This window comes from Longimonas sp. (assembly GCF_046498435.1).
In the GTDB taxonomy this organism is placed as follows: Bacteria; Bacteroidota; Rhodothermia; order Rhodothermales; family Salinibacteraceae; genus Longimonas.
Window position 1 is genome coordinate 1 of record NZ_JAWOAR010000296.1, and the last position, 22,633, is coordinate 22,633.

Sequence of the window (22,633 nt, forward strand, 5' to 3'; positions counted from 1 at the left end):
AGGAGATGGTTCGACTGCGCTCACCATGACAGGCTTCGTGGGAGGGTGATTGCAAGGCAACCATCAAAATGAGGGTTGACAGAGCAGTAGCACCGTACGTCGGCGCTTGCGAAACGTGGTGTGGTTGCACCGAACGGGCACGGAGGCATGCTTCCCCAGACATAAAAGTACCCATAGGCGGAATCCGGACACGATGGTGCCCGAAGCAGGATGCTTCACTTTTCCCCTAACTCCTTTGCTCCTATCCGGCTAACCTACAGCTCCATGTCGTCGAGCTCCTCGGGGTCGCGCTTCAGAAGGCCCTGCTTTTTGTAGTAGATCATGGTGGTGTCGAGGGTGCCGTGGCGCATGCGCTCTTTGACCTGCTCCAGCGGCATGCCCTGGTTCAGCCAGATGAGCGCGGCGGTGTGCGTAAGGCTGTGCGGCGTGATTCCGGGGCGCTTGATCTCGGCCGCCTTCATGTGCTGGTTGATGCGCCCGCGAATCGACCGCGTCTTGAGCCGCTTGCCTTTTGATCGACGCCCGTGCGAGATGAAGAGCGGCTTGTCGGGGTTCGGGCGTTCGCGCGCCTGCAGGTACGCTTCGATGCGCTCCACCACCGGTGGGTCGAGCGGCACCTGCTCGTCTTTGACGGTGCGGCCTTTGCCCTGCACGCGCAGCACATCGCCCATGAGCGTGTGCTCGAAGTCGCCTACATCGGCACGTACGAGTTCGATTTCGCTCATCCCAGCGTAGAGCATGCAGTAAACAATGGCCACGTCGCGCTTGTCGATGGGCGTGGTATCGTCCATTGCGTCGAGCAGCGCCTCGATGTCGGACTCGGTGAGCACCTTGCGCGTGTGTGTTTCAGGACGCCGGTTGCCCTTCACGGCCTTCGCCGGATTCTCGTTGAGATGCCCCGCATCCACCAGATACTGGCAGAGCCGCCGCACCGCCGTCAGGTACGTGGACACCGACACCTGACTGAGCCCGCGCTCTTCCATGAGGTACTTCTTGTAGGCGCGCACATCGTCTTCGGTAAACTGAAAGCGCCCCTGCCGCTGAATAAACCACTTCTGAAAGGTGTTGAGCGAGCGCCGGTAGGTCCCCACGGTTTCGTCGCTCTTATCGCTCAGATACTCGGTCAGAAACGCATCAAGATGCTGGCGGAGTTCGCGCAGCGAGAGTTCAAGCGGCGCATCAGGGGTAGAAGGCGGCATGGCAGCACGTTGCAAGAAAAGGCACAGACACGACGGGCTCCGCTAACGCATCATTGCACGCAGGGATGCATGGCAATAGGCCCCCGTGTAAGGATGAATGGATGGACGGGTGAATCTTTTTTCTTCCAACCCTCCACCCTTCCAACGGAGTATGCGGAGTTGGTACGGTAACGTGTGTTGGAGGATACGGACAGGGGGTCGCCTCTCACAGGTTTGCCTCAAACGACCGATGCCCTCCCTGCATTGCAAGGAAGGCACCGGGCGGTATAAATGGTCGTGATACCAGCATCCCACGCAGCCTACACAGAACAGCACAGGCTGCAACAGACACCGGTTGCGCGTCTACAGTTCGTCGTCGGCAGAGTAGGATTCGAGCACCTCCACGCAGCGATGCAGGAAGCTGGAGCCGAGGGCGCCATCCACAACGCGGTGGTCGTACGAGAGCGAGAGGTACATCATGTGGCGCACCGCAATGACGTCGCCCATGTCGGGGTCTTCCACCACCACCGGACGTTTCTTAATTGCGCCAGTCGCCAGAATCCCCACCTGCGGCTGGTTGATGACGGGCGTACCCATCAGCGAGCCCAGCGAGCCGATATTCGTGACGGTAAAGGTGCCCCCTTGCAGTTCGTCGGGTTGCAGCTGCTTCGAGCGAGCGCGTTTGGCGGTGTCCGCCATCTTGCGCGCCAGCCCCGACACATTCAGGTCGCCCGCGTTGCGGATGACCGGCGCCAGCAGTCCCTTGTTGCCAATCGCAACAGCAATGCCGATGTGGTAGTTTTTCTTCTGCACGATCTTATCGCCTTCCACCGACGCGTTGAGCGTGGGATGATCGCGCAGCGCCTCAACAGCAGCCTGCACAAAGAACGGTGTGAACGTGAGCTTCACGCCCTCGCGCTCCTGGAACGCCTCCTTGTGGCGCTCGCGGAACTTGACGAGTCCGGTCACATCGGCTTCGGCAAACGAGGTGACGTGTGCCGAGGTCGCCTTGGAGCGCACCATGTGCTCGGCGGTGATCTTGCGCATGCGGTCCATTTCGACCACTTCGATGCGGTCGCCGTACTGCTGCTTCAGCTCTTCCTCGCTCGGTCCGGCTTCGACGGTATAGCTGCCGCGCTCCGGCGTGCGGGAGGCCGGGGCTTGCGGAGCGGGCGTGGGCTGCGCCGGAGCCGGTTCGCTCGTGGGTGCTGTGTCGCCGCTGTCGGTGGCTGGCTCGGGCGGGGCCTCGGTTGGATCGGGCTTCGCTTCGGTCGGCTCGGGCTGGGCCTCGCGCGTTTCGAGATAGTCGAGCACATCTTCTTTGGTAACGCGCCCTTCGCGCCCAGAGCCCTCGATGGATTCCAGTTCGCTCATGCTCAGGCCTTCGGTTTCAGCAATGGAGCGCACCAGGGGCGAGAAGAACTGCCCATCTTCGCCACGCCGCGTAATGGGGCGCCCATCGTCGGCCACCGGTTCCGGCGGACGTCCATGATCGGTTACGGGCTCGGGCTCAGTAGTACGGGGTGCGGTATCGCCTCCCTCTGTGCTCTCGGCGGTGCTTGTGGTACTTTCGGGGGAGGAGTCTGCCGGGGTGCTATCGCCAGCGGCAGCCTCTGCTTCAGCCCCCACAACAGCAATGACGGTGCCGACTTCAACGGTGTCGCCCTCTTCCACGAGGCGCTCTTTGAGCACGCCCGCAGCAGGAGAGGGCACCTCCGTATCCACCTTGTCGGTACCAATTTCGAGGAGCGTTTCGTCGAGATCAATCGGGTCGCCAACGTCCTTGAACCAGGCAATGATGGTGCCCTCGGTAATGCTTTCACCCATCTTGGGCATCACCACCTCCATGTCTTCCATGTCTTCGGTGGCGGCTTCATCGGCCGGTGCACTGTCGGAGGCGGCTTCTTCAGCAACCTCTTCAGCGGCCCCGTTGTCCGAGGGCATGTCGGGTTCGGCGTCTGCATCCGCAGATGCATCTACCCCATCCACCGCGTCGACCGCGGCGGCATCGGGGGCGGCGGCAGCGTCTGCATCGTCGGCGCTGGCCTCAGGGGCTGGTGAGGCGGTATCCGCTTCGCTGGCCGCGTCGACTTCCGTTTCGAGGCGAGCGATGATGGTACCCACCTCTACGGTATCGCCCTCTTCCACGAGGATCTCGTCGAGCACCCCCGCGGCGGGCGAGGGCACCTCCGTATCCACCTTGTCGGTGCCAATTTCGAGGAGCGTTTCGTCTTGCTCAACCTCGTCGCCGGGCTGTTTATGCCAGACAATGACCGTACCTTCTGTAATGCTCTCGCCCATTTTGGGCATCGAGACGTCTACCTTCGCCATATCGGAGTGCAGCTATTCAGCATCTGGGAGTCGATGGAGGGGCGTGTTTCTGCATACTGGAAGCGCTGCCACGGGGGCGCCACGCCGTGCTACAGATACGCACCAGTTCATGTGGTGCTTCCAATGTAGCGGACGCGCCACCCACAAACAACGGTGCCCGTCGTTTCTTGCAATGATTCAACAAAAGTAGGTGTGTGCATGCTTCAGACGCTTACGTGAGCCCTATGGCAAGGGGGATACGCAGGAGCAGCAGCTTCGGTAGTGGGATTAGCCATTGTACCGGTTCATGGCGGCGTCCAGCGAGTCAGTAGCCATGCGCAGCACGGCGTTACAAGCACGAAGGCGTGCTTCTTCGATGACAGGCTGCTGCTGGGCCGAGAACGGGCTCAGCACATAGTCGGCCTGCTCGCCGTGTGCATAATCCTTCCCAATCCCGATACGCAGCCGAGGGAAGTGTTTCGTATCCAGGGCCTTGGCAATGTCGGCAAGTCCGTTGTGTCCGCCGCTACTGCCGCTGGGGCGCAGCCGCAGCTGGCCCGTATCCAAGTGCAGATCGTCGACGATCACGAGCAGGCGCTCTACGGGCATCTCGAAATGATCGAGCAGAGCGGCTACGGCCTGTCCGCTCCGGTTCATGTACGTGAGTGGCTGAGCCAGCGCAATCACCTGGTCTTTGTGCGGACCGCGCCCGGCCCGGGCATCCAGCCCGCTTAGCGGACGCAGCGTAGCGCCCAGGCGTTCGGCCAGCGCCTCCACCACCTGAAAGCCGATGTTGTGACGCGTGTTGGCGTACGAAGGACCCGGATTGCCGAGTCCGATAGCAAGCAGATCGGGAGTAGCCATGCGAATAAGCAGCAGGTAGTGCGAGGTCAATGAGGCGGAGCGTGGTGCGGGCTGTTGTGCACGCGGGGTCGCCATGCCCTAAACGACACCCGCCCCCACTGCGCTGGGCAGTGCGGGCGGGTGGTACGCATGCAAGTATATGATAGATTAGGCGTCGGCCTCTTTGTCTTCGGCCTCGGCTTCTTCGCCCTCGGCCAGTTCGCCTTCTTCGCCTTCGGGCAGTTCGCCTTCTTCGAGTTCCTCTTCTTCCTCTTCGTCTTCGGTAGCGAGGGCTTCGAGGTGCGGTGCCACAACGGTAACGAGCGTTTGCCCCTGCGCCATCTTATAGGTGTACGCCTCCTGGTCGAGGTCGTACAGGTGAATGGCGTCTCCAATCTCCAGATCCGAAATATCGACGGTGATTTCGGACGGAATGTTTTCAGGCAGGCAGGAGATGGTGATTTCGCGCACCAGAATCTGCGTATCGCCGCCGTTCTTCTGTCCTTCCGGAATGCCTTCGTAGCTCACCGGCACAGTAAGCGTAACGCGACGGCCCTCCTTGAGGACCTGGAAGTCAGCATGCTCCGGGACATCCGAAATCGGATGCAGATCGAAGTCCTTGAGGACGCATGACCAGGTGTCGCCATTCATCGACACATCGACCACACTGGTCTGACGCGAATAGATGAGGCGGTTGAGGTCGTGCACACTTACCTGAAACGGCACCGGGTCGGTGTCGCGTCCGTACAGAATGCAAGGCACGTTGTTACTGTTACGCACGGCCCGCGTCGCTTTCTTTCCGGTGTCGCGAGGCTCAGCGTTGAGGGTTGGGGCATCCATGTGTCGAAGGAGCGTAATACCGTACAAAATCGTAAATCAGGCGAGACGCGCACCGCGTCACAACAGAAAGCGGCGGGCGGCGTGTGCAGAAGGATGGAAAGCCGTGGTGGGGGCTTCGGGTTCCTTTGCTTTCGCTAAAGGGCTGTTAAAACGCGACCGCCCGGTGTCAACAAACCGATACCTACCCCCGGTCAGTCCTTGAACAATGTCGAGACGGACTTATCGGTGTAGATGTGGCGGATCGCTTTGGCAAAGAGGGGAGCCACGCTGACTACTTCGATGGAGTCGGACGTGCGTTCCAGCGGAATGGTATCGGTGATAATGAGCTGTTCAATGGGGGAGGCTTCGATGCGGTCGTACGCTGGTCCGGAGAGCAGCCCGTGCGTGCAGGCAGCCATTACGTCGAGCGCGCCCTCTTCACGAAGCGCCTCGGCGGCGCGGGTCAGCGTGCCTGCGGTGTCGACGATATCGTCGATCAGAATCACATTCTTGTCTTTTACATCGCCAATAATGTTCATGACGCGTGCCTCATTCGGACGCGGGCGCCGCTTGTCGATGAGGGCGATGCTCGTGCCCAGCTTTTTAGCGTAGGCACGTACCATCTTCAGCGCGCCCACGTCAGGAGCTACGAGCATGTAGTTGTCCATGTCGAGTGCCTGCAGGTGGTCGATGAGCACGCCCGAGCCGTACAGGTGGTCGACCGGCACATCAAAAAAGCCCTGGATCTGCGGTGCGTGCAGCTCCATCGTCAGAATGCGGTCGACCCCGGCGGTCGTGAGCAGGTTCGCCATCAGTTTGGAGGCAATGGACACGCGCGGTTGGTCTTTGCGATCCTGGCGCGCGTAGCCGAAGTACGGGATGACCGCGGTAACACGAGCCGCCGAGGCTCGCTTCGCAGCGTCGATCAGCATCAGCAATTCAATCCAGTTTTCAGCGCTGGGACACGTGCTCTGGATGATGAACAGGTCAGCGCCGCGAATGGAGGACTCGTATCGCACATAGATTTCGCCATCGGCAAACTCCTGGATGGTGAGTTCGCCCAGCGAGGTGCCGTAGCTCTGGGCAATGCTGCGGGCCAGAGCGGGATTCGAACGGCCGCCGTAGATTGCAACCGGGTTTTCCTGGGGAGCGGTGGTCATGAGTCGAGAGCACGAGGGGAAACAGGTGAGCGTGCATGTGGAGATGCAGCACGATCAACGCGCAACAACCCGTACGAACAAGCACGACCAGCGCGCCCAACGGAGTCGGCAGGGGCCACATGCAAACATCCTGCACACAGGACGTATGCAGGATGCTGTGCGCTATTGCAGAGCGCAGTTGCCCGGGGAGGATTCGAACCCCCACTCACGGCCCCAAAAACCGCTGTCCTGCCATTAGACGACCGGGCAATATGTTAACGAGCAGTGCGTCAGAACTGTACGCTACTCAGGGTAGCGCGTGTCTCTGTAAAAAGCAACATGGCGAGTCGGTCTTAGTTCGCTGTTTAGCAGTTCTTCTACTTCCTTCGAACAGGATTTACGTGTTTCTGCACGACGCCTGTGAGCCGCACCAGCACTAAGTCGCTGAAACTGCCTTCCAATGCCATCCTCCCTGGAGAGAACGGGTCCTGAATCAGCGTCCACAGACAGGAAGGCTGGAGGAACAGAAAACGCGCACTTGAGCTGCGATATTTTTTTAGGATGGACAAAGCACTGCCTGCTTAATGGCACGAGACTGGCTATAAGACCGCAATGAAAGACCGCAATGACCGGTTTCGTGCCGTCCGTACGCTATGAATAATGCAAGCCGCCTGGAATAATGTAGGGGGCTCATGTAAGCCACCTGTGCAGAACCTCGCTGTTCTTGCGCAGACGGTGTGTTTACATACGCTCACTCACCTTGCCTGGTCTCTCCCCCTTTTTACGTGATAATTATGCGTACGATAATGCCCCGTGTATCCGCCGTATATCGAATAGCTCCAGTCCTCGTTCTTGCATGTGCGTTGTTTGCAGCGGGTTGCCTTGATGAAAGCACGAAGGAGTCGCTTTCACAACTTACCCAGAACGCTCAACAGATGCAGCAAGGAGCCGAAGAGATGGGGCGCTCCCTGCAAGACATGCAGAACAACAATGCAGAGCCTGTTGAACCGGTCGACTTCCGAACGCTCCGCGACCTGATCCCGTCCAGTATTAACGGATTCGAAGAAATTGACCGCGAGGGCGCTCGCAATTCCATGAGCGGTTTTACGCTCGTACAGGCTTCAGCCCAATTCGAAGGCTCTGATCGAGAGCGCCTGGAGATTGAGATCATCGACATTGGCGGAGCACCCGGCCTGTCCGTATTGGGGTTGGGCATGGTAGCCATGGACATTGACCGGGAGTCTTCAACGGGATTCGAGCGCACGGGCACCTACCAGGATCACCGCCTGTACGAAAAGTTCGAAGAAACAAATGGAAGCGGCGAAAAAGTGGTGCTCGTGGATAACCGATTTGTCGTTAAGGTGTCGGGGCGAGATACCTCAAACGAAACGCTCGACCAGGCGCTGCAAGCCATTGATATATCAGCCCTCGAATCGCTTCGTGCCTCTACACAAACCGAGTCCGAATGAAAACGGGTCGGGATACTCAATGGTCGGTGATGCTGAGCAGTCCCCCAAACCCAGCCGGTGTACCTGACAGGTAGCTGCATGACGCGCTGGCACATTCGCTACGGGCTTCCGTATGAGCGGTCGTTCGTAGCCTACGCATCAGGGCCTGTTGTACATGCCTGCACCTAACAAGCAAGTGATCGGCGTTTTAGGGGGGATGGGCCCCCACGCCGGAGTCGATCTCGTCGATAAGATCATCGCACAAACCGATGCCGCTACCGACCAGGAGCATGTGCCCGTAGCACTGCTTTCGTATCCAGAACGCCTGGTCGATCGTAGCACCTTCTTGTTTGGGGAGATCGACACGAACCCCGCATACGCGCTGGCTGATGTCTTGCGTCTCCTCGACGATGCTGGCGCTGTTGTTGCAGGCATGCCTTGTAATACTGCCCACGCGCCCTCCATCTTCGATACCATCGTGCAGGAAACCCGCCGCACAGGGCATCAGGTAGAGCTCTTGCACATGATTGAGGAGACGGTGGAGTTCATGCAGGCCACGATGCCGCATATCGAAACCGTCGGTACGCTCTCTACGCAAGCCGTTTACGAACTGAACCTGCACCGCACCCCGCTCGAAGCAGCCGGATTCTCGGTCGTTACCCCCGACCCCGTAATGCGCGAGCTTGTAAACACCACGATCTTCGACACTTCGTTCGGACTCAAAGCGCAGAGCCACCCCGCCACGCCTCAAGCAAAGCAAAACCTGCTCGACACCATTCAGCACCTGATCGACCGCGGGGCCGATGCTGTCGTGCTGGGCTGCACCGAACTGCCGCTGGCTCCCCTGGCTGCCGACATGGACCTGGTCCCCCTCATCGATCCTGCCGAAGTCCTGGCGCGGGCACTCATCGATGCAGTACACCCCGACCATCTAAAACCGCTTCCTCCGCGCCTGGCCACCTTTCAAACGGCTTGAGCGTCTCTATCGAACCGCACCCCATCCGACGCATAGGAAGCAGTTACGTCCACGTGTTCGCTGAACTTCTGTCCTACGCGCTCGACTGGTTACGTGTCTGTTCCTGCCATCAACGACCTGCTGCATCCTGACCGCATACGGATTGGACTGTCCACCCCCACCAAAAGCGAAGCCATCGACGCGATGGTTGACCTGTTAGACGGCCACCCGTCGATTACGACGCTGCCGGATGTGCGCGATGCCGTGTTCAAGCGCGAATCGACGATGTCTACCGGCGTAGGACATGGCCTGGGCCTCCCGCACGCCAAAACATCCGCCGCCTCCGATACCGTGGCGGCCTTTGCTACGGTACACCCTCCGGTTGACTTCGACGCGATCGACAGCAAACCAGTTGACCTGCTGTTGCTGCTTGTCGGACCGGAGGCCGATGCGTCGCTGCATATCAAAGTGCTGGGGCGCATTTCGCGGTTGGTCCACCAACGGCCCATTCGCAAAGCACTCAGCGAGGCCAACGATCCCGATACGGTCGTTCGCACGTTTCAAGACGCCGAGGCCGCTCTGCATCAGTAGCACCGGCCCCGCACACATTGCCGCAGCGTGGTTGCACCTGCCAATTCTTTGGCTGCCGCCCCACGCCTTGTCACTCATTTTCGAATCCCCCTGCTTCCTTCTGTGAGTACGTTTCAACATATCAAAGGCACCTTCGACATCCTGCCCGATGCGTATACCATCGGCGACACGCGCATTGCGGCCTCGCACGAGTGGCACCACGTTGAGACGGTGCTGCGCGAGGTGATGACCCGCCACAACCTGGAGGAGATTCGCACTCCCATGCTGGAGCCCACCGAACTGGTGGCGCGTGGCGTGGGCGAGCACACCGACATTGTAAGTAAGGAGATGTTTGCCTTTGAGCGGCGCGGTACCCGCTACGTGCTGCGCCCCGAAATCACCGCTCCCGTTACACGAGCGTTCTTGGAGCACCACCTGGAGCAGCGCGGCGGCGTGCAGAAGCTCTTCTACATTGGGCCGTGCTTCCGTGCCGAACAGCCCCAGAAAGGACGCTACCGGCAGTTCCACCAGTTCGGCGTCGAGATCATCGGGGCCAGCGATCCACGAACAGATGCGGAGACCATCGCCACCATGATTGCGGTGTATCAGGCCTTTGGGCTGACGGGGGCGCGCCTTCGTATCAACACGCTCGGGGAACCGGAGCACCGCGCTGCCTTCCGCGATGCCCTCGTCGACTACCTGACGCCCTACCGCGACGAGCTCTCAGAAACGAGCCAGCGTCGCCTCGACACGAACCCGCTCCGCATCCTCGACACCAAAGTCGAACACGAGCGCGCCCTGCTCCGCGATGCGCCCACCCTGCTCGATCATGTGGATGCCGAGGCCCTTGCTCATTACGACGCCGTAAAGCAGCTTTTGAGCAGTCTCGGCATCGCGTTCGAGGAAGACCCGATGCTCGTGCGCGGCCTCGACTACTACTCGCACACCGCCTTTGAACTGGAGCACGACGCCCTGGGCGCGCAAAGCGCACTCGCAGGCGGCGGACGCTACGACGGTCTCGCTCCGGCCTTGGGCCACGACGGCCCGCTGCCCGCGTGCGGATTTGCCGCGGGCATGGAGCGGCTCTTCCTTGCCCTCGACGCCATCGACTACGACTATCCGGCCCCCGAAACCCCCCGCGTGTTCTTTGCTGCGCTGGGCAAAGAGGCCGAAGCCTGGGTCTTTAAGACCGTACACGACCTGCGCGCCCAAGGCATCCACGCCGCCCACGACCTGAAAGGACGCTCCTTGAAAGCCCAGATGCGCGAGGCGAACCGCCAAGATGCCCCCTACACCGTCATCATTGGCGGCAACGAACTGGCCGACGGCAGCGCCCAGGTCAAAACCATGGCCACCGGCGAGCAAACCGCCGTGTCGTTCGAGGACCTGGCCGACTACCTGTCTACCCCGCCCGCTGCGTAACCCCGCATTTGTGTCTCCAACGCCTCTGCCGGTATGTACCCTCGCCTCAGCGACATCTTTGCTGACCTGTTTGGGATTCAGCTTCCGTTTCCGATCTACTCATTCGGAGCCATGGTTGCCGTGGCGGTGCTTTTCGCCATCTGGCTGACCGGACGCGAAATCGACCGTCTCTACAACACGGGCATCATCCCCGGCGTGAAGATGCCTCAAGAAGGGCGACGCCGTAGCAAAGAAGTTTCTCCGTCGGTGCTACTCGGCACCATCGCGATTATCGTGGTCGTGGCGGGCATTGTAGGCGCGAAGATCTTCCACATCCTCGAAAACCTGGACCGCTTCTGGCTCGATCCGGGCGGCATGCTCTTCGCCACAGGCGGGCTCACCTTCTACGGCGGATTCCTTGTCGCGGGCGCGGCCATTGTGTGGTACCTGCGCCGCTACGACCTGCCCCCCGCCCGCTTCGCCGATGCGGGCGCGCCAGGTCTGATGGCTGCCTACGGGATCGGACGCATTGGCTGCCACCTGGCGGGCGATGGCGACTGGGGCATTGCTGCTGACATGGCCGCGAAACCCGACTGGCTACCCATGTGGCTCTGGGCCGAAACGTATCCACACGCTATCATTGGCTCCCCGCCCGAGCCGGTGCATCCCACCCCGCTCTACGAACTCGCCATGGCCAGCATCCTGGCCGCCGTGCTGTGGATGCTACGGAAGCATCCGTTTCAGGCCGGGTGGCTGTTCTCACTCTACCTCGTGTTTAGCGGCGCCGAGCGGCTGCTGATCGAGCAGATTCGTGTAAACGTTGAGTTCGACCTGCTCGGTCTCGTGGTTACCCAGGCCGAGGTTATCTCTGTTGGACTGATTCTGCTGGGCCTGCTGGGGCTGTGGTTCACCAGCGAACGGGTGGATACGCCGTCTTCAACAACGGCATAGCTTGCCACACACACGCCCTGCGTGTTCATTGTAGTTTTCTGTGTACTTGAACACTCATATATGTGCCGACCATTTCATCCGATCGGCCTTGTCTTTCTCATTTGTATGGGACTGTTTGGCCTTTCGGGATGTGGGGACTCGACCGATACGGACGCCCCACTTCGCATTATGACATATAACATCGAAGACATACGTACCGATGCACTCGGACGTACCGATCATGCACGCATGCAGCGCGCGGCAGCCATCATCCAGCACCTGCAGCCCGATATCCTGCTCCTCCAGGAAATAACATACGACCAGCCCGGCGACCCTGGCTATCAAGAAGGCGCTCCCGAGGGCCAAAATGCCCGGCGCTTTGCCGAAAACTATCTGGCCGAACCGCAAGCCGACTCCTTAGAGGCCCTCTCCATGACCGCGTTCATGGCCCCAACGAACACCGGCATTGCCAGCGAGCACGACCTCAACAACGACGGCGTCACCGTTACCGATGTGCCCAAGATCCCGCCCGCGTCTTCTGACACTGCCATGCCTCCCCAAAACGACGCCGGACGCGCCTACGGCGAAGATGCCTGGGGCTTTGGCACCTTTCCCGGACAGTACGGCATGGCCCTGCTCGTACGGAGCGACCTGCGTATCCAGACCGATGATGTGCGCACGTTCCGTCTCTTCAAGTGGAGCGATATGCCCGGTGTCCGGCGTCCCTCCAATCCCGAAACCGGACTGGCGTGGTACGACGATGACACCTGGGCCGACATGCGCCTGAGCTCCAAAAGCCACTGGGATATCCCCGTTATGCTGCCCGATAGCAGCGTGGTGCATGTGCTGGCCAGCCACCCGACCCCACCCGGCTTTGATGGTCCCGAAAACCGCAACGGCCTCCGCAACTACGACGAAATCCGCTTCTGGGCCGACTACCTCGACCAGGCCCCCTACATCTACGACGATTCTACCGAAACCGGCGGCCTCCCCAGCGATGCCCACTTCGTACTCATGGGCGACAAGAACGCCGATCCCGGCGGCGGCGATAGCGTCGACGGTGCCATCAATCAGGTGCTCGACCATGTGCGCATCAACGCAATCACGCCCATGGCCTCTCCCGAAGGGCAGCGCGCCTTTCCCGACCTCTCGCCCGGCCACACCGCCGAGTGGGAGCGTCGTGTTGACTACGTACTGCCCGGCCGCTCACTCAACGTAGACGACAGCGGCGTCTGGCGTCCGCTCGACCCCGGTGCCGTACGCGCCAGCGACCACTTCCCCGTCTGGATCGACATCCTGCCCCCCGGCACCGAGTAACCGCTTTGCTCTAACCTACTCCCCCTGCGTCGAACGGTCCTCCGTTCGGCGTGCGGCACCGCCCATCTCACATTTTTAGTCAGAGGAAACCAAAGGCTCGCGGCATCGCCTCCGCCATCCCGATGCAGCGCGCTCAGCCCAGCCCCCGTGCAGGAGCCCCTGTGTAGGAGAGCCCATGCACTCAAATGCGCATGCTCCCTGTCGCATTTCCGACATTCCCTGTCGCATTTCCGACATGTCGCATTTCCGACACGATCTGTCCTACATCCGACAATGTCTACCGGTAGCATGGAAAGCGAATGATACGGCCCCAGCAGAGTGCCTCTGCGATACGCTGCTGGGCGTCTATCTCTTCAGACATGCATACGCAACCGCTTTCTAATTTCTAACAGAACTGATTCATCCATCATGCTACACGCTCTAAAATCGCTACGTTACCGCACACTCGGGTGGGCACTCGGAGCTGTTCTCATTACCATGCTGGCCTGGTCTCCCCATCAGGCTGCTGCACAGTCTGAAATGGATGTCGAGGCCAACAACTCCATTTACACCGAACTGGGTGGAACGGGCTTTCTCTATACCCTAAACTACGACTACCGCATCAACCGTGACTGGAGTGCTCGCCTGGGTGCCATGCGAGCGGGCGCTTTCGGCGTCACGTTCACCAACATCCCGCTGACGGCCAGCTACCTGTGGGGCACCAATCATAACCTGGAAGTGGGCCTCGGCGCCATGTACCTCGGCGTCAGTCTCGATACCGAAGGAGACGACTTTGGCGGCATCAGCGACGACACCGTTGCAGGCACTGCTATTATTGGCTATCGCTACCAGCCCACCGATGGCGGAATTATCTTCCGTGCTGGCATTACGCCAGCTTTTGGCGACTTTGGCATCGTGCCATGGGGCGGCCTCAGTGTCGGATATAGCTTTTAGCGCCGCTCTGCCATCAGCTTCACATACGGCCTCCTCGTTGTGAGGCCACCGTTCGTCAGGGATGCCGGGGGACAGCCTGCTGGAGGTCGCCCTTCCAGCAGGTGCATCCCTGACTTTTTTTGTGAGGTCTGCTCTTCTTTTAATCTAAAAGAAACTCGGTGTAAGGCATACCGACACACATGCCATTTTTGTATTTGAATCTGGTACCTCAAACAAAAGGTATTTATTAGTAAATAGTGTCTCTCTGTACAAACATATCCTGAGTCAAAGGGAGCCATACCCCGCCGTGCGGCACATTCCCCGCCCATCTCACATTTATTCGGTAAGAAACCAAAGGCTTGCGGCATCGCCTCCACCATTCCGATGCAGTGCGCCCCGTCGGTGCCCCTATGAAAGTGCCGTTGGCTCGCTTCGTGGAGGCTCCCGTACGTCCCTCGCACATTCCCATTCCACATTCCCCCCACACCTCGCATGCACTGGACGCAACGCACGCTCACGCTCGACCCGCATCCTCGCGGCGTCCACCTCATCACCGACACCGTGACCGGTGCCCTGCCCGAACTGGAGGCGTGCACCCAAGGGATGCTGCACGTCTTCATTCAGCACACCTCCGCCGCCCTCGCCCTCAACGAAGCCGCCAGCCCCGACGTGCGCGGCGACCTGGAGCGCCACCTCAACCACCTCGTGCCCGAGGAACAGCCCTACTACCAGCACACCCTCGAAGGCCCCGACGACATGCCCGCCCACATCAAAGCCGTGCTCATCGGCCCCGGTCTGTGGCTGCCCGTGCAAGACGGCGCGCTGGCGCTGGGCACATGGCAAGGGCTCTACCTCTGCGAACACCGCAACCAGGGCGGTCCCCGCACCCTCATGCTTACCCTCATGGGGCCCGAGGCCTAACCATTCGCTTCAGCCCTTCCCTGTGCACCAACGAAGCATGCGGGGTTGATGGTTACCTTGGCATCCTCCCCTCACGAAGTCTGTCATGGTGAGCGCAGCCCCGCCCCCTGTGGCTCCGACCACTGTCGAAGGAACCATCTCCCTGGCGTTCAGCGGGACCTGTTCAGGACGGCACGGCACGCGTACCTATCTTGGTCTGACCCAAACAATCACGCGTGACAGAGCAACAGGTCCATACGGCGCTCAACCAAGCCGCAGTTGGATGCGTATAGGCTGCATCATACCCTCGAAGCGTCGCGCACCGATGTCTCCTACATCTCCATGAATGGGTCTTCCTCCTTACGCAACCAGCTCATCGAAGGCGACTGCCTGGATGTGCTGCCCACGTTCCCCGACCAGTCTGTAGATATGATTCTGTGCGATTTGCCGTACGGAACGACTCGCAATAACTGGGACAGTGTGATCCCACTGGAGCCACTCTGGGAGCAGTATCTTCGGGTGATTAAAGACCGTGGGGCCATTGTGCTTACGGCGCAAGGACTGTTTACCGCCAAGCTCATCATGAGTCAGGAGCAGCACTTTAAGTATCGCATCATCTGGGTGAAGTCGAAAGCCACCAACTTCCTGAATGCGAAGCGGCAGCCGTTGCGCAAGCACGAAGACGTGTGCGTGTTTTAAAAGAAAGCGCCGACCTACAATCCGCAGATGTCGGAGGGCGATCCGTACGACAAAGGCGTACGCAAAGACCAACTCACTGGTAGCTACGGCGATTTTGATCCGGCGCACATCAAGTCGAGTGGATCGCGGTATCCGACCGATGTGGTCTACTTCAAAACCGCTGAAAGCGAGGGCGAGGTCTGGCATCCCACCCAGAAACCGGTGGCGCTCGGACGCTATCTGGTTCGTACGTTTACCAATCCGGGCGATCTGGTGCTCGACAATGCGTTTGGAAGCGGTAGCTTTCTTGTGGCCGCACACATGGAAGGGCGCAACTACGTGGGTATTGAGAAAAATGACGAACTTAAGCGCTTCAAGGGGCGCGATCTGGACTGCATCGAAGTGGCCCAGGCGCGCTTGGATGCGGTAGACACCGGTAAACCGATCTCCTCGATCGAACCGGACGTCAACTCCGCTGGCAGAGCTACGCTCGACTTGTTTGCGGATGGCAATGGGGCTTCATCGTAGTGGACAGGTCCTCTCTCGTAGGCAGTGTTAATCGACTCGACACATCACATCTATGCCCGTTACATACAACGAGCGCAGTTGGGCGATTGACCTGATTGCTTATATGAATCAACAGCTTCAGGGTAAGCAACTCGGGATTCGAAAAGCGGGAGGCGAGCACACGCTCCACGGCGCATCTGGAGTGCTTTTTCCTGATGTCCTTCTCTTTGGCGATCGCACTGGGCAGACGATTTTGCAGGGCTGGGAGCTCAAGATGCCCGATACGCCCGTTACGGATGCATCGCTGATTCAAAATGCTACTCAAAAGGCTCAACGGCTCGGGATAAACAGCTTCGTTGTCTGGAATGTGAATCAGGTTGTGTTGCACGTAGCCCAAAAACAAGAAGGGGGGTACGAGCCGACTCGTACCTGGACGCTTCCAGGTGCACCGATCCAGCGTCGCTCCGCAGTACCCGAGCGGGAAGACGACTGGAAGAAACTGTGCAATCGGGTACTCCGAGATATGAGCGAGTTGCTCGAACAGGGAACACTTCGCGAACGCACAATCATTGATACGTTTTCCGATCAGCGTCTCATTGAGGCTCTGTTTGAAAGCACATCCGCTACAGCTGAAGCGCTCCAAAAAGCCATCCAGAGCGACAACCAATTTCGGGCCGAGGTTGCGTTATGGTGGGAGGGCGTAAAAGCAGAATATCCAGATCGCGACCAGGTGGAGGTGTTGGCCCATCGTTCCATTGCAGGATGGGCTGCTAAAGTCATTTTTCTGCACGTCCTAAAATCTCATTGCTCAGCAGCACAGGCTGTTGAAACCCTCTCATCATCAAGTAGCAAAGAAGAAGCGTTTGACCTATTCGAACGAGTGATAGCATCGTGTAACTTTGCCCATGTGTTTCAGGCATACACAGGTGAATCCCGAATCAGCCCTCGTACGTGGGATCGGTTGGTGCAACTCAATGGGTTCTTCTCAACAGTTGATATTGACACGGTTGGGGCTGAAGCTACCCAAATGCTGCTGCGTAGCACCGTCTCTGCATCACAGCGAAAAGCAGCTGGGCAGTTTACCACTCCTCCGGCACTTGCACGCTTTTTGGTGCGCGTTGCAGTACACGATCAGACAAAGACGGTGCTGGACCCGTGCTGCGGAACGGGAACGATTGCTTCTGCAGCGTACGATGAAAAACAGTCTGTCGGTATTGCACCCGATGCGGCACGGGAATGCATCTGGGCAAGTGACAAGTACGCGTTTCCCCTTCAGGCAGCCACGTTGGCGCTGTCTCGTCCCGAGCAAATGGGCAAGGTGCTTCACATCTTTCAGGAGGATGTGCTCAACCTTGAAGTGGGAAGCCAGATTTCATTTCGGCATCCAGAGACTGGAGCCACCGTCCACAAACAACTGCCTGCTGCACATTGCATCGTGTCGAATCTGCCGTTTGTGCAGTTTGAAGACGTAGAGACTTCAGCTTCGACGATCCAGCACGTTAAGAAACGCGTTGCGCGTGAGACAGATGAATCGGTTGACTTGCCCGGACGAAGCGATCTGTATGCGTACCTCCCCTTTCATCTCTGGACGCTTCTGGAAGATGGAGGGCGCGCTGGTCTTATTCTGTCAAATGCCTGGCTGGGTACCGACTGGGGAGCGGCTTTTCGCGAAGCGCTTCAGCAGTTCTATCACATTGAAAAGGTCGTTGTATCAGGTCAGGGGCGCTGGTTCCAGAATGCAGATGTTGTAGCGAGTCTCTTGATTCTTCGCAAGCGCACTCCGGTTGAAAATCCACCTGATCAGGAGGCTACCGCGTTTATCACCACAGAGAAGAAATTGCACACTACCGATGACGAGGCGGTGCAACAGCTTGCAAGTTATGCCACTCTCAACCGCGCCAGAGAGGGATGGCTGCAAGCAGAAATATATACGAACCACGAAATAGACACGCTTGAGCAAGCAGGCATCGAGTGGACGGCCCTGTTTGCCGACATCAACTGGCTGAAAACAACTCAGGATGTTCTTATTCCGGTGAACGAGTTGTTCGACATCGGACGGGGCGAACGGCGTGGCTGGAACCCATTGTTCTATCCGAAGGGCGACCATTCAATCGAAGACGTGTACCTTGAGCCCGGACTCAAACGCCCCTCACATGCCAAGGGGCTAATAGCAGAGCCCGACATAGACGTATTCAGCTGTTCGCGAAGCATCCAGGAACTGGAGCAGCGAGGGCATCAGGGCGCGTTGGCATGGATTCGTCGGTTCGAACATGAAACGAACACGACAGGGCGTCCGCTACCCGAGGTCTTATCTAAATCGAACATGCATTGGTACGAGATGCAGACCGATTCGATGGCTGACTTCGTGCTTCCCGTCAATCCATATCAACGGTTATTTATTCCACGTTTGCGCAATCGGGCGTTTGTCGATCAGCGCTTCACGCGGTTCACGTTGGCACATCCCGAGGTCGATCCTGAGATATGCCATGCGCTCCTGAATAGCATTGTCGGGCTCTTTTTGATAGAGGCTCTTGGCTTCGGGCGAGGACTCGGGGCGCTTGACTTGAGCACGACACGCGCCAAACGGCAGCTCCATATGCTCAATCCTGGTCCGTTGACTTCTGACCAGTGTGAACAGATTCGAGATGCGTTTCAGCTGCTGCTCCAGCGCACGGTGCATCCGTTGCCGGAAGAGCTCAAGCGCTCAGATCGGCGCGCATTCGATCAGGTGGTCTTGGAAGCGTACGGCCTGGCTGACCAGTATGGTGCTGTGCGGAATGCCCTGGAGCGTTTGTATCGCACTCGCATGGCAGCAGCCCCGCGTTCGTAGCGGCACGTAACCCAGTCGGGCGCCTCTCTAATTGAGGGCCGCTACTGCTCCGGGCGCATCAGCGGGAAGAGGATGACGTCGCGGATGGAGTCCTGGTTGGTCATCATCATGGTAAGGCGGTCGATGCCGATGCCAAGTCCGGCAGCGGGAGGCATGCCGTATTCGAGTGCACGCAGGTAGTCCTCGTCGATGGGCGTGGCCTCGTCGTCGCCCGCGTCGAGGAGGCGCACCTGCTCTTCGAAGCGCTCGCGCTGGTCGTCGGGGTCGTTCAGTTCGCTAAAGGCATTGCAGATCTCGCGTCCTGCTACAAATCCCTCAAACCGCTCCACCAGTCCCTCCGTTTCGCGGTGCTTCTTCGCAAGCGGACTCAGTTCAATGGGGTGATCCATCACAAATGTGGGCTCAATGAGCGTCGGCTCCACAGTTGCGCCAAAGATCTTGTCGTAGAGCTTGCCCGCGCCCAGGTCCGGGTCCACATCGATGTCAAGCGCTTCAGCAACCTCCAGCAGTTCCTCGCGGGTGGCGCCGTGCAGGTCGTATCCCGTTTCATCTTCGATGGCGCCGAGAAAGGTGATGCGGTTCCACGGACGCTCAAACGACACCGTGTGCTCGCCGATGGTGACTTCGGTACTGTCATGTAGCGCCCGAGCCACCGCCTCCACCAGCTGCTCGGTGAAGTCCATCATCCAGCGATAGTCTTTGTAGGCCACGTAGAGTTCCATCATGGTGAACTCGGGGTTGTGGAAGCGACTCAGCCCCTCGTTCCGGAAGTCCTTACTGATCTCGTAGACGCCTTCGAATCCTCCCACCAAAAGCCGCTTCAGGTAGAGCTCATCGGCGATGCGCAGGTAGAGCTCCATGTCGAGCGCGTTGTGGTGCGTGGTGAAGGGGCGTGCGGTGGCCCCGCCGTACACCGGTTGCAGCACGGGCGTTTCTACTTCGAGGTAGCCCTGCGTATCCAGAAACTCGCGCACGGTGCGGATAAGCGTGGCCCGCTGCCGAAAAACACCGCGTACATCCGGGTTTACCGTCAGGTCCACGTAGCGCTGGCGGTAGCGGAAGCCCTTGTCGGTGACCTCGTTGTAGGTGTCGCCCTCATCAGTTTCTTTGACCACAGGCAGCGGCCGCAGTGCCTTCGAGAGCAGCTTAATCTCTTGCACGCGCAGCGTCACCTCGCCCATGTGCGTGCGGAAAACGTAACCCTGAAGCCCTACAATATCACCGATGTCGAGTAATTCGGTAAATACCTCATTGTAAAAGTCCTCCCCGACTTCGTTCTTTCGAATGTAGGCTTGGATGGTGCCTGATTCATCTTGGACATCGAAAAACGCCGAGCCGCCCATTACGCGAATGTTGGTGATGCGTCCCGCGATAGACGCCTCCAGCCGCTCGCCGTCTTCAGGGTCGTGGGCGTCGTCGTCGAACGTATCCACGAGGTCGGCGGCGTGGGCATCGGTCGGCCACTCGTACGGGTACGGGTCGATGCCGCGCTGTTCGAGGGCCTGCCGCTCGTCGCGGCGGCGCTGCTCTTGCTCAGAGCGCTCGTGGTCGGCGCGTGGGGAGGCATCGGGGGCAGAGGAATCCATAGCAGGCACAGAGGAAACGGAGAAAGTTTACAGGTAAATGGGGGCACGCAGACAAAAACAGCAACGCCCCCGGCAGGCGGAGGCGTCTGGTACAGCCAGGTGTAACGGGAGGTGCAGGGTGTCGTTCGTTACGCCATCCATTCTTCGGCTTCCAGCAGCAGCGTGTTGTGGTGGCTGCGAAGCAGCTTGGCGATGGCGTCGCTCAATGTGCGCGAGGCACTTCCTTTGGGTTGGGCATTCGAGAGCGACACGAGTTGGCTTACGCATTCTTCAAGCACCTGCACCGCGCTAAAGAGGGCTTCGGGCCACGGTTCGGCATCGGACGAGCGTGCCGGGCGGTCGCCGCACAGATGCGTGAGGCTGCCGCTTTGGGTGTTCAGTTGTTGACGTAAGAGCAGGGCCGCCTCTTCCACGCGGTCGACCATCTCGCTAAGCTTTTCTTGCTGCCCCAGTGAGAGCGCGGCATCTGCAACACACTGCTCATGGCACACAGCCCGCTCCACAATATGTACGGCGGCTATGACCACCGACTGGAAGGCCGCCCCCGTGTTGTGCTCGGCAAGAATGCTCCGAAGCGTAGACAACGCTTGATTGGCCTTCGTTGGACCTGTGGGGGCAGTTGCCTCGGCAGTAGCGCCCAGGAGCGGTTTCTGTTGGATGCGCTCGCGGTGTGTGCGCGCGGCAGTACTCATATAGCGTCGAAGGTTATGTCACAAACACGAATGGCCACAAAAGGCTTCAGCCGGTATCAGGCAGACTGTGCCGTGTGAGGCGGCAAAAAGGATGCCTGTTCTGCATGGACCGACGTTGTGTCAGTCCATGCCAATGCGGCCAGTGGGGAAATAGATCCACGAGCGACAGCGGATCTATGGGTGGGGGCTATGATCGTGCGGCATGTACGGAGGCCTCCGGTTGGGAAAGCCTCGTACTGTGGGGGTCACACTGTGGGGGTCACGGAAGCTCTCTTTCAAGTATCGGAAGCGTTGGGCACGATGTCAAGTCGATGAGGAATCGTTTTCTGAGGAATCGTTTTCGGAGGGGGATGGGGCACGCGCTTGATGCATGCGCGCCCGAACACGGTCGGCTTCGGTTGCGGAGAGCGCGTTCTGGTGCTCCTGGATACGCAGCATCGTTTCAGTAAGTGCAGCATACAACGGTTCAGCGACGTCGTCGGTGAGGGGCAGGTCGGAAACGGTATGCTGCAAGGCGTGCAGATGCGTAGCCACGGTATCCGCATCGCCACGTGCTGCTGGGCCGGTGAGAGCAGCGGGGCCGTCGCGCTGAACGTTGGCCCAGGTGGTTTCGATCAGAGGAGCAAGAGCCGCGAATGCATCGTCGGGGTTGAGGTCGGCTGCTGCCCATACGCGTTGAGCCAGCACGAGCAGCGCAACGAGTCCGTTCGAGGCAAGCACCGCCGCGAGGTGATACAGCGGCTTGGCGGCAGAGGAGAGACGCTGGGGCGTAGCGCCGAGCAGATCTGCAAGGGCTTCGCCGTAGTCCAGTGCCGCGGCGTCGCCCTCGATGGTCATGCGAATGCCGTGGAAGGCGGAGGGAGGAGTAGAGGACGTGAATGTTTGCAGGGGGTGGGCGCTTAGGAGGGCGGCTCCACAGGCCCGTAAGGGAGCCAGCACGTGGGCCGGGTGCGCGCCTGAGGGATGCATGGCAATCCACGGCGCGGTGCGATGTGGGGATTGCGCCAGGGCGTGGGCGACCTCAGCCAGGTGCGTGTCGGGCACACAGAAGAGCACGCGCGTGGTGCGTTGCGGAAGGGCAGCAAGCGATGTGCTGGCGCGGTCGGCCTGTACGCGTTCGGCAAGGGCCGTTGCATCCGTCTGAGTGCGACTTATGATGGCGGTGAGCGGTACATGCCGGGCCGACAGGGCTTGTGCAAGGGCTTGACCTACGGCACCGGCCCCCACAATGGCAGTGGGCTCACGAACACGATGCGACATAGCAGCAGAGAGAACAGGAGGAAGCTTGCAAAAAGGGAGGACGTACACGGTTGCAACCCACACACGTCATCTCGTCGCGAGGCTCTGTAGGAAGGAACGCCTATTGCTCTGTCAATCCTTATTTTGATGGTTGCGCTGCAACCAGCCCCCACAAAGTCTGACATGGTGAGCGCAGTCCCGCCCCCTGTGGCATCGACCGCTGTCGGGGGAACCATCTCCTCGGCGCTTGCCAGATACGGCGGGACAGAGGTCCTGCCAACCTTGGGGGAGATCTTTATTCACTGCGTTCATCAGTCGCTTCGCTCGTGTCAGGACTCCTACCGACGGCTTGTGACCCAACCATTGACCTGTGACAGCA

At 59.5% G+C, this 22,633-nt stretch carries 17 protein-coding genes, 1 tRNA gene and 1 pseudogene; 10 read left to right on the top strand and 9 right to left on the bottom strand.

Annotated features, from left to right (window positions below; translation table 11 throughout):
• Window positions 1–254: 254 nt before the first annotated feature.
• The 6 genes from R6U20_RS11455 to R6U20_RS11480 all read right to left on the bottom strand — a co-directional run bounded on the left by R6U20_RS11455 (window position 255) and on the right by R6U20_RS11480 (window position 6,559).
• Window positions 255–1,199 (bottom strand): tyrosine-type recombinase/integrase, encoded by a 945-nt coding sequence (locus tag R6U20_RS11455; RefSeq protein ID WP_410337992.1) that lies wholly within the window; start codon window positions 1,197–1,199, stop codon window positions 255–257.
• Between the two features lie 342 nt (window positions 1,200–1,541).
• Window positions 1,542–3,509, bottom strand: a complete 1,968-nt coding sequence (locus R6U20_RS11460; protein ID WP_410337993.1) for a 2-oxo acid dehydrogenase subunit E2 — start codon at window positions 3,507–3,509, stop codon at window positions 1,542–1,544.
• 267 nt (window positions 3,510–3,776) lie between these two features.
• A complete protein-coding gene (gene pth / locus R6U20_RS11465; protein ID WP_410337994.1) occupies window positions 3,777–4,352 on the bottom strand; it encodes an aminoacyl-tRNA hydrolase in 576 nt (191 codons plus the stop codon).
• A 147-nt stretch (window positions 4,353–4,499) separates the two neighbouring features.
• Window positions 4,500–5,171, bottom strand: coding sequence for a 50S ribosomal protein L25 (locus R6U20_RS11470; protein WP_410337995.1), 672 nt, complete (start codon window positions 5,169–5,171; stop codon window positions 4,500–4,502).
• A 191-nt stretch (window positions 5,172–5,362) separates the two neighbouring features.
• The gene (locus R6U20_RS11475; protein WP_410337996.1) at window positions 5,363–6,310 is read right to left on the bottom strand and encodes a ribose-phosphate diphosphokinase; all 948 of its coding nucleotides are present in this window, start codon (window positions 6,308–6,310) and stop codon (window positions 5,363–5,365) included.
• 178 nt (window positions 6,311–6,488) lie between these two features.
• A tRNA-Gln gene (locus tag R6U20_RS11480) sits at window positions 6,489–6,559 on the bottom strand.
• A gap of 665 nt (window positions 6,560–7,224) precedes the next feature.
• Here R6U20_RS11480 and R6U20_RS11485 point away from each other — a divergent pair.
• From R6U20_RS11485 to R6U20_RS11530, 10 genes and pseudogenes are all read left to right on the top strand, one after another.
• Complete coding sequence (locus R6U20_RS11485; RefSeq protein ID WP_410337997.1) at window positions 7,225–7,758, top strand: hypothetical protein; 534 nt, start codon at window positions 7,225–7,227, stop codon at window positions 7,756–7,758.
• A gap of 154 nt (window positions 7,759–7,912) precedes the next feature.
• Complete coding sequence (locus R6U20_RS11490; protein WP_410337998.1) at window positions 7,913–8,713, top strand: aspartate/glutamate racemase family protein; 801 nt, start codon at window positions 7,913–7,915, stop codon at window positions 8,711–8,713.
• A 93-nt stretch (window positions 8,714–8,806) separates the two neighbouring features.
• Complete coding sequence (locus R6U20_RS11495) at window positions 8,807–9,283, top strand: PTS sugar transporter subunit IIA (RefSeq protein WP_410337999.1); 477 nt, start codon at window positions 8,807–8,809, stop codon at window positions 9,281–9,283.
• A gap of 102 nt (window positions 9,284–9,385) precedes the next feature.
• A complete protein-coding gene (gene hisS / locus R6U20_RS11500) occupies window positions 9,386–10,684 on the top strand; it encodes a histidine--tRNA ligase (RefSeq protein ID WP_410338000.1) in 1,299 nt (432 codons plus the stop codon).
• Window positions 10,685–10,717: 33 nt separating this feature from the next.
• On the top strand, window positions 10,718–11,614 hold the full coding sequence (locus R6U20_RS11505; RefSeq protein WP_410338001.1) for a prolipoprotein diacylglyceryl transferase: 897 nt from the start codon (window positions 10,718–10,720) through the stop codon (window positions 11,612–11,614).
• A gap of 168 nt (window positions 11,615–11,782) precedes the next feature.
• On the top strand, window positions 11,783–12,910 hold the full coding sequence (locus R6U20_RS11510; RefSeq protein ID WP_410338002.1) for an endonuclease/exonuclease/phosphatase family protein: 1,128 nt from the start codon (window positions 11,783–11,785) through the stop codon (window positions 12,908–12,910).
• A gap of 408 nt (window positions 12,911–13,318) precedes the next feature.
• Window positions 13,319–13,843 (top strand): hypothetical protein, encoded by a 525-nt coding sequence (locus tag R6U20_RS11515; protein WP_410338003.1) that lies wholly within the window; start codon window positions 13,319–13,321, stop codon window positions 13,841–13,843.
• Between the two features lie 471 nt (window positions 13,844–14,314).
• Complete coding sequence (locus R6U20_RS11520; RefSeq protein ID WP_410338004.1) at window positions 14,315–14,743, top strand: secondary thiamine-phosphate synthase enzyme YjbQ; 429 nt, start codon at window positions 14,315–14,317, stop codon at window positions 14,741–14,743.
• A gap of 321 nt (window positions 14,744–15,064) precedes the next feature.
• Window positions 15,065–15,928: pseudogene (locus tag R6U20_RS11525) on the top strand (DNA-methyltransferase).
• A gap of 52 nt (window positions 15,929–15,980) precedes the next feature.
• A complete protein-coding gene (locus R6U20_RS11530; protein WP_410338005.1) occupies window positions 15,981–18,737 on the top strand; it encodes a class I SAM-dependent DNA methyltransferase in 2,757 nt (918 codons plus the stop codon).
• Window positions 18,738–18,778: 41 nt separating this feature from the next.
• Here R6U20_RS11530 and lysS read toward each other — a convergent pair whose 3' ends face one another.
• The 3 genes from lysS to R6U20_RS11545 all read right to left on the bottom strand — a co-directional run bounded on the left by lysS (window position 18,779) and on the right by R6U20_RS11545 (window position 22,275).
• On the bottom strand, window positions 18,779–20,323 hold the full coding sequence (lysS, locus tag R6U20_RS11535; RefSeq protein ID WP_410338006.1) for a lysine--tRNA ligase: 1,545 nt from the start codon (window positions 20,321–20,323) through the stop codon (window positions 18,779–18,781).
• Window positions 20,324–20,451: 128 nt separating this feature from the next.
• Window positions 20,452–21,015 (bottom strand): hypothetical protein, encoded by a 564-nt coding sequence (locus R6U20_RS11540; protein ID WP_410338007.1) that lies wholly within the window; start codon window positions 21,013–21,015, stop codon window positions 20,452–20,454.
• A 303-nt stretch (window positions 21,016–21,318) separates the two neighbouring features.
• Window positions 21,319–22,275: a Rossmann-like and DUF2520 domain-containing protein gene (locus R6U20_RS11545; protein WP_410338008.1), complete on the bottom strand. Its 957-nt coding sequence runs from the start codon at window positions 22,273–22,275 to the stop codon at window positions 21,319–21,321.
• Window positions 22,276–22,633 lie beyond the last annotated feature (358 nt).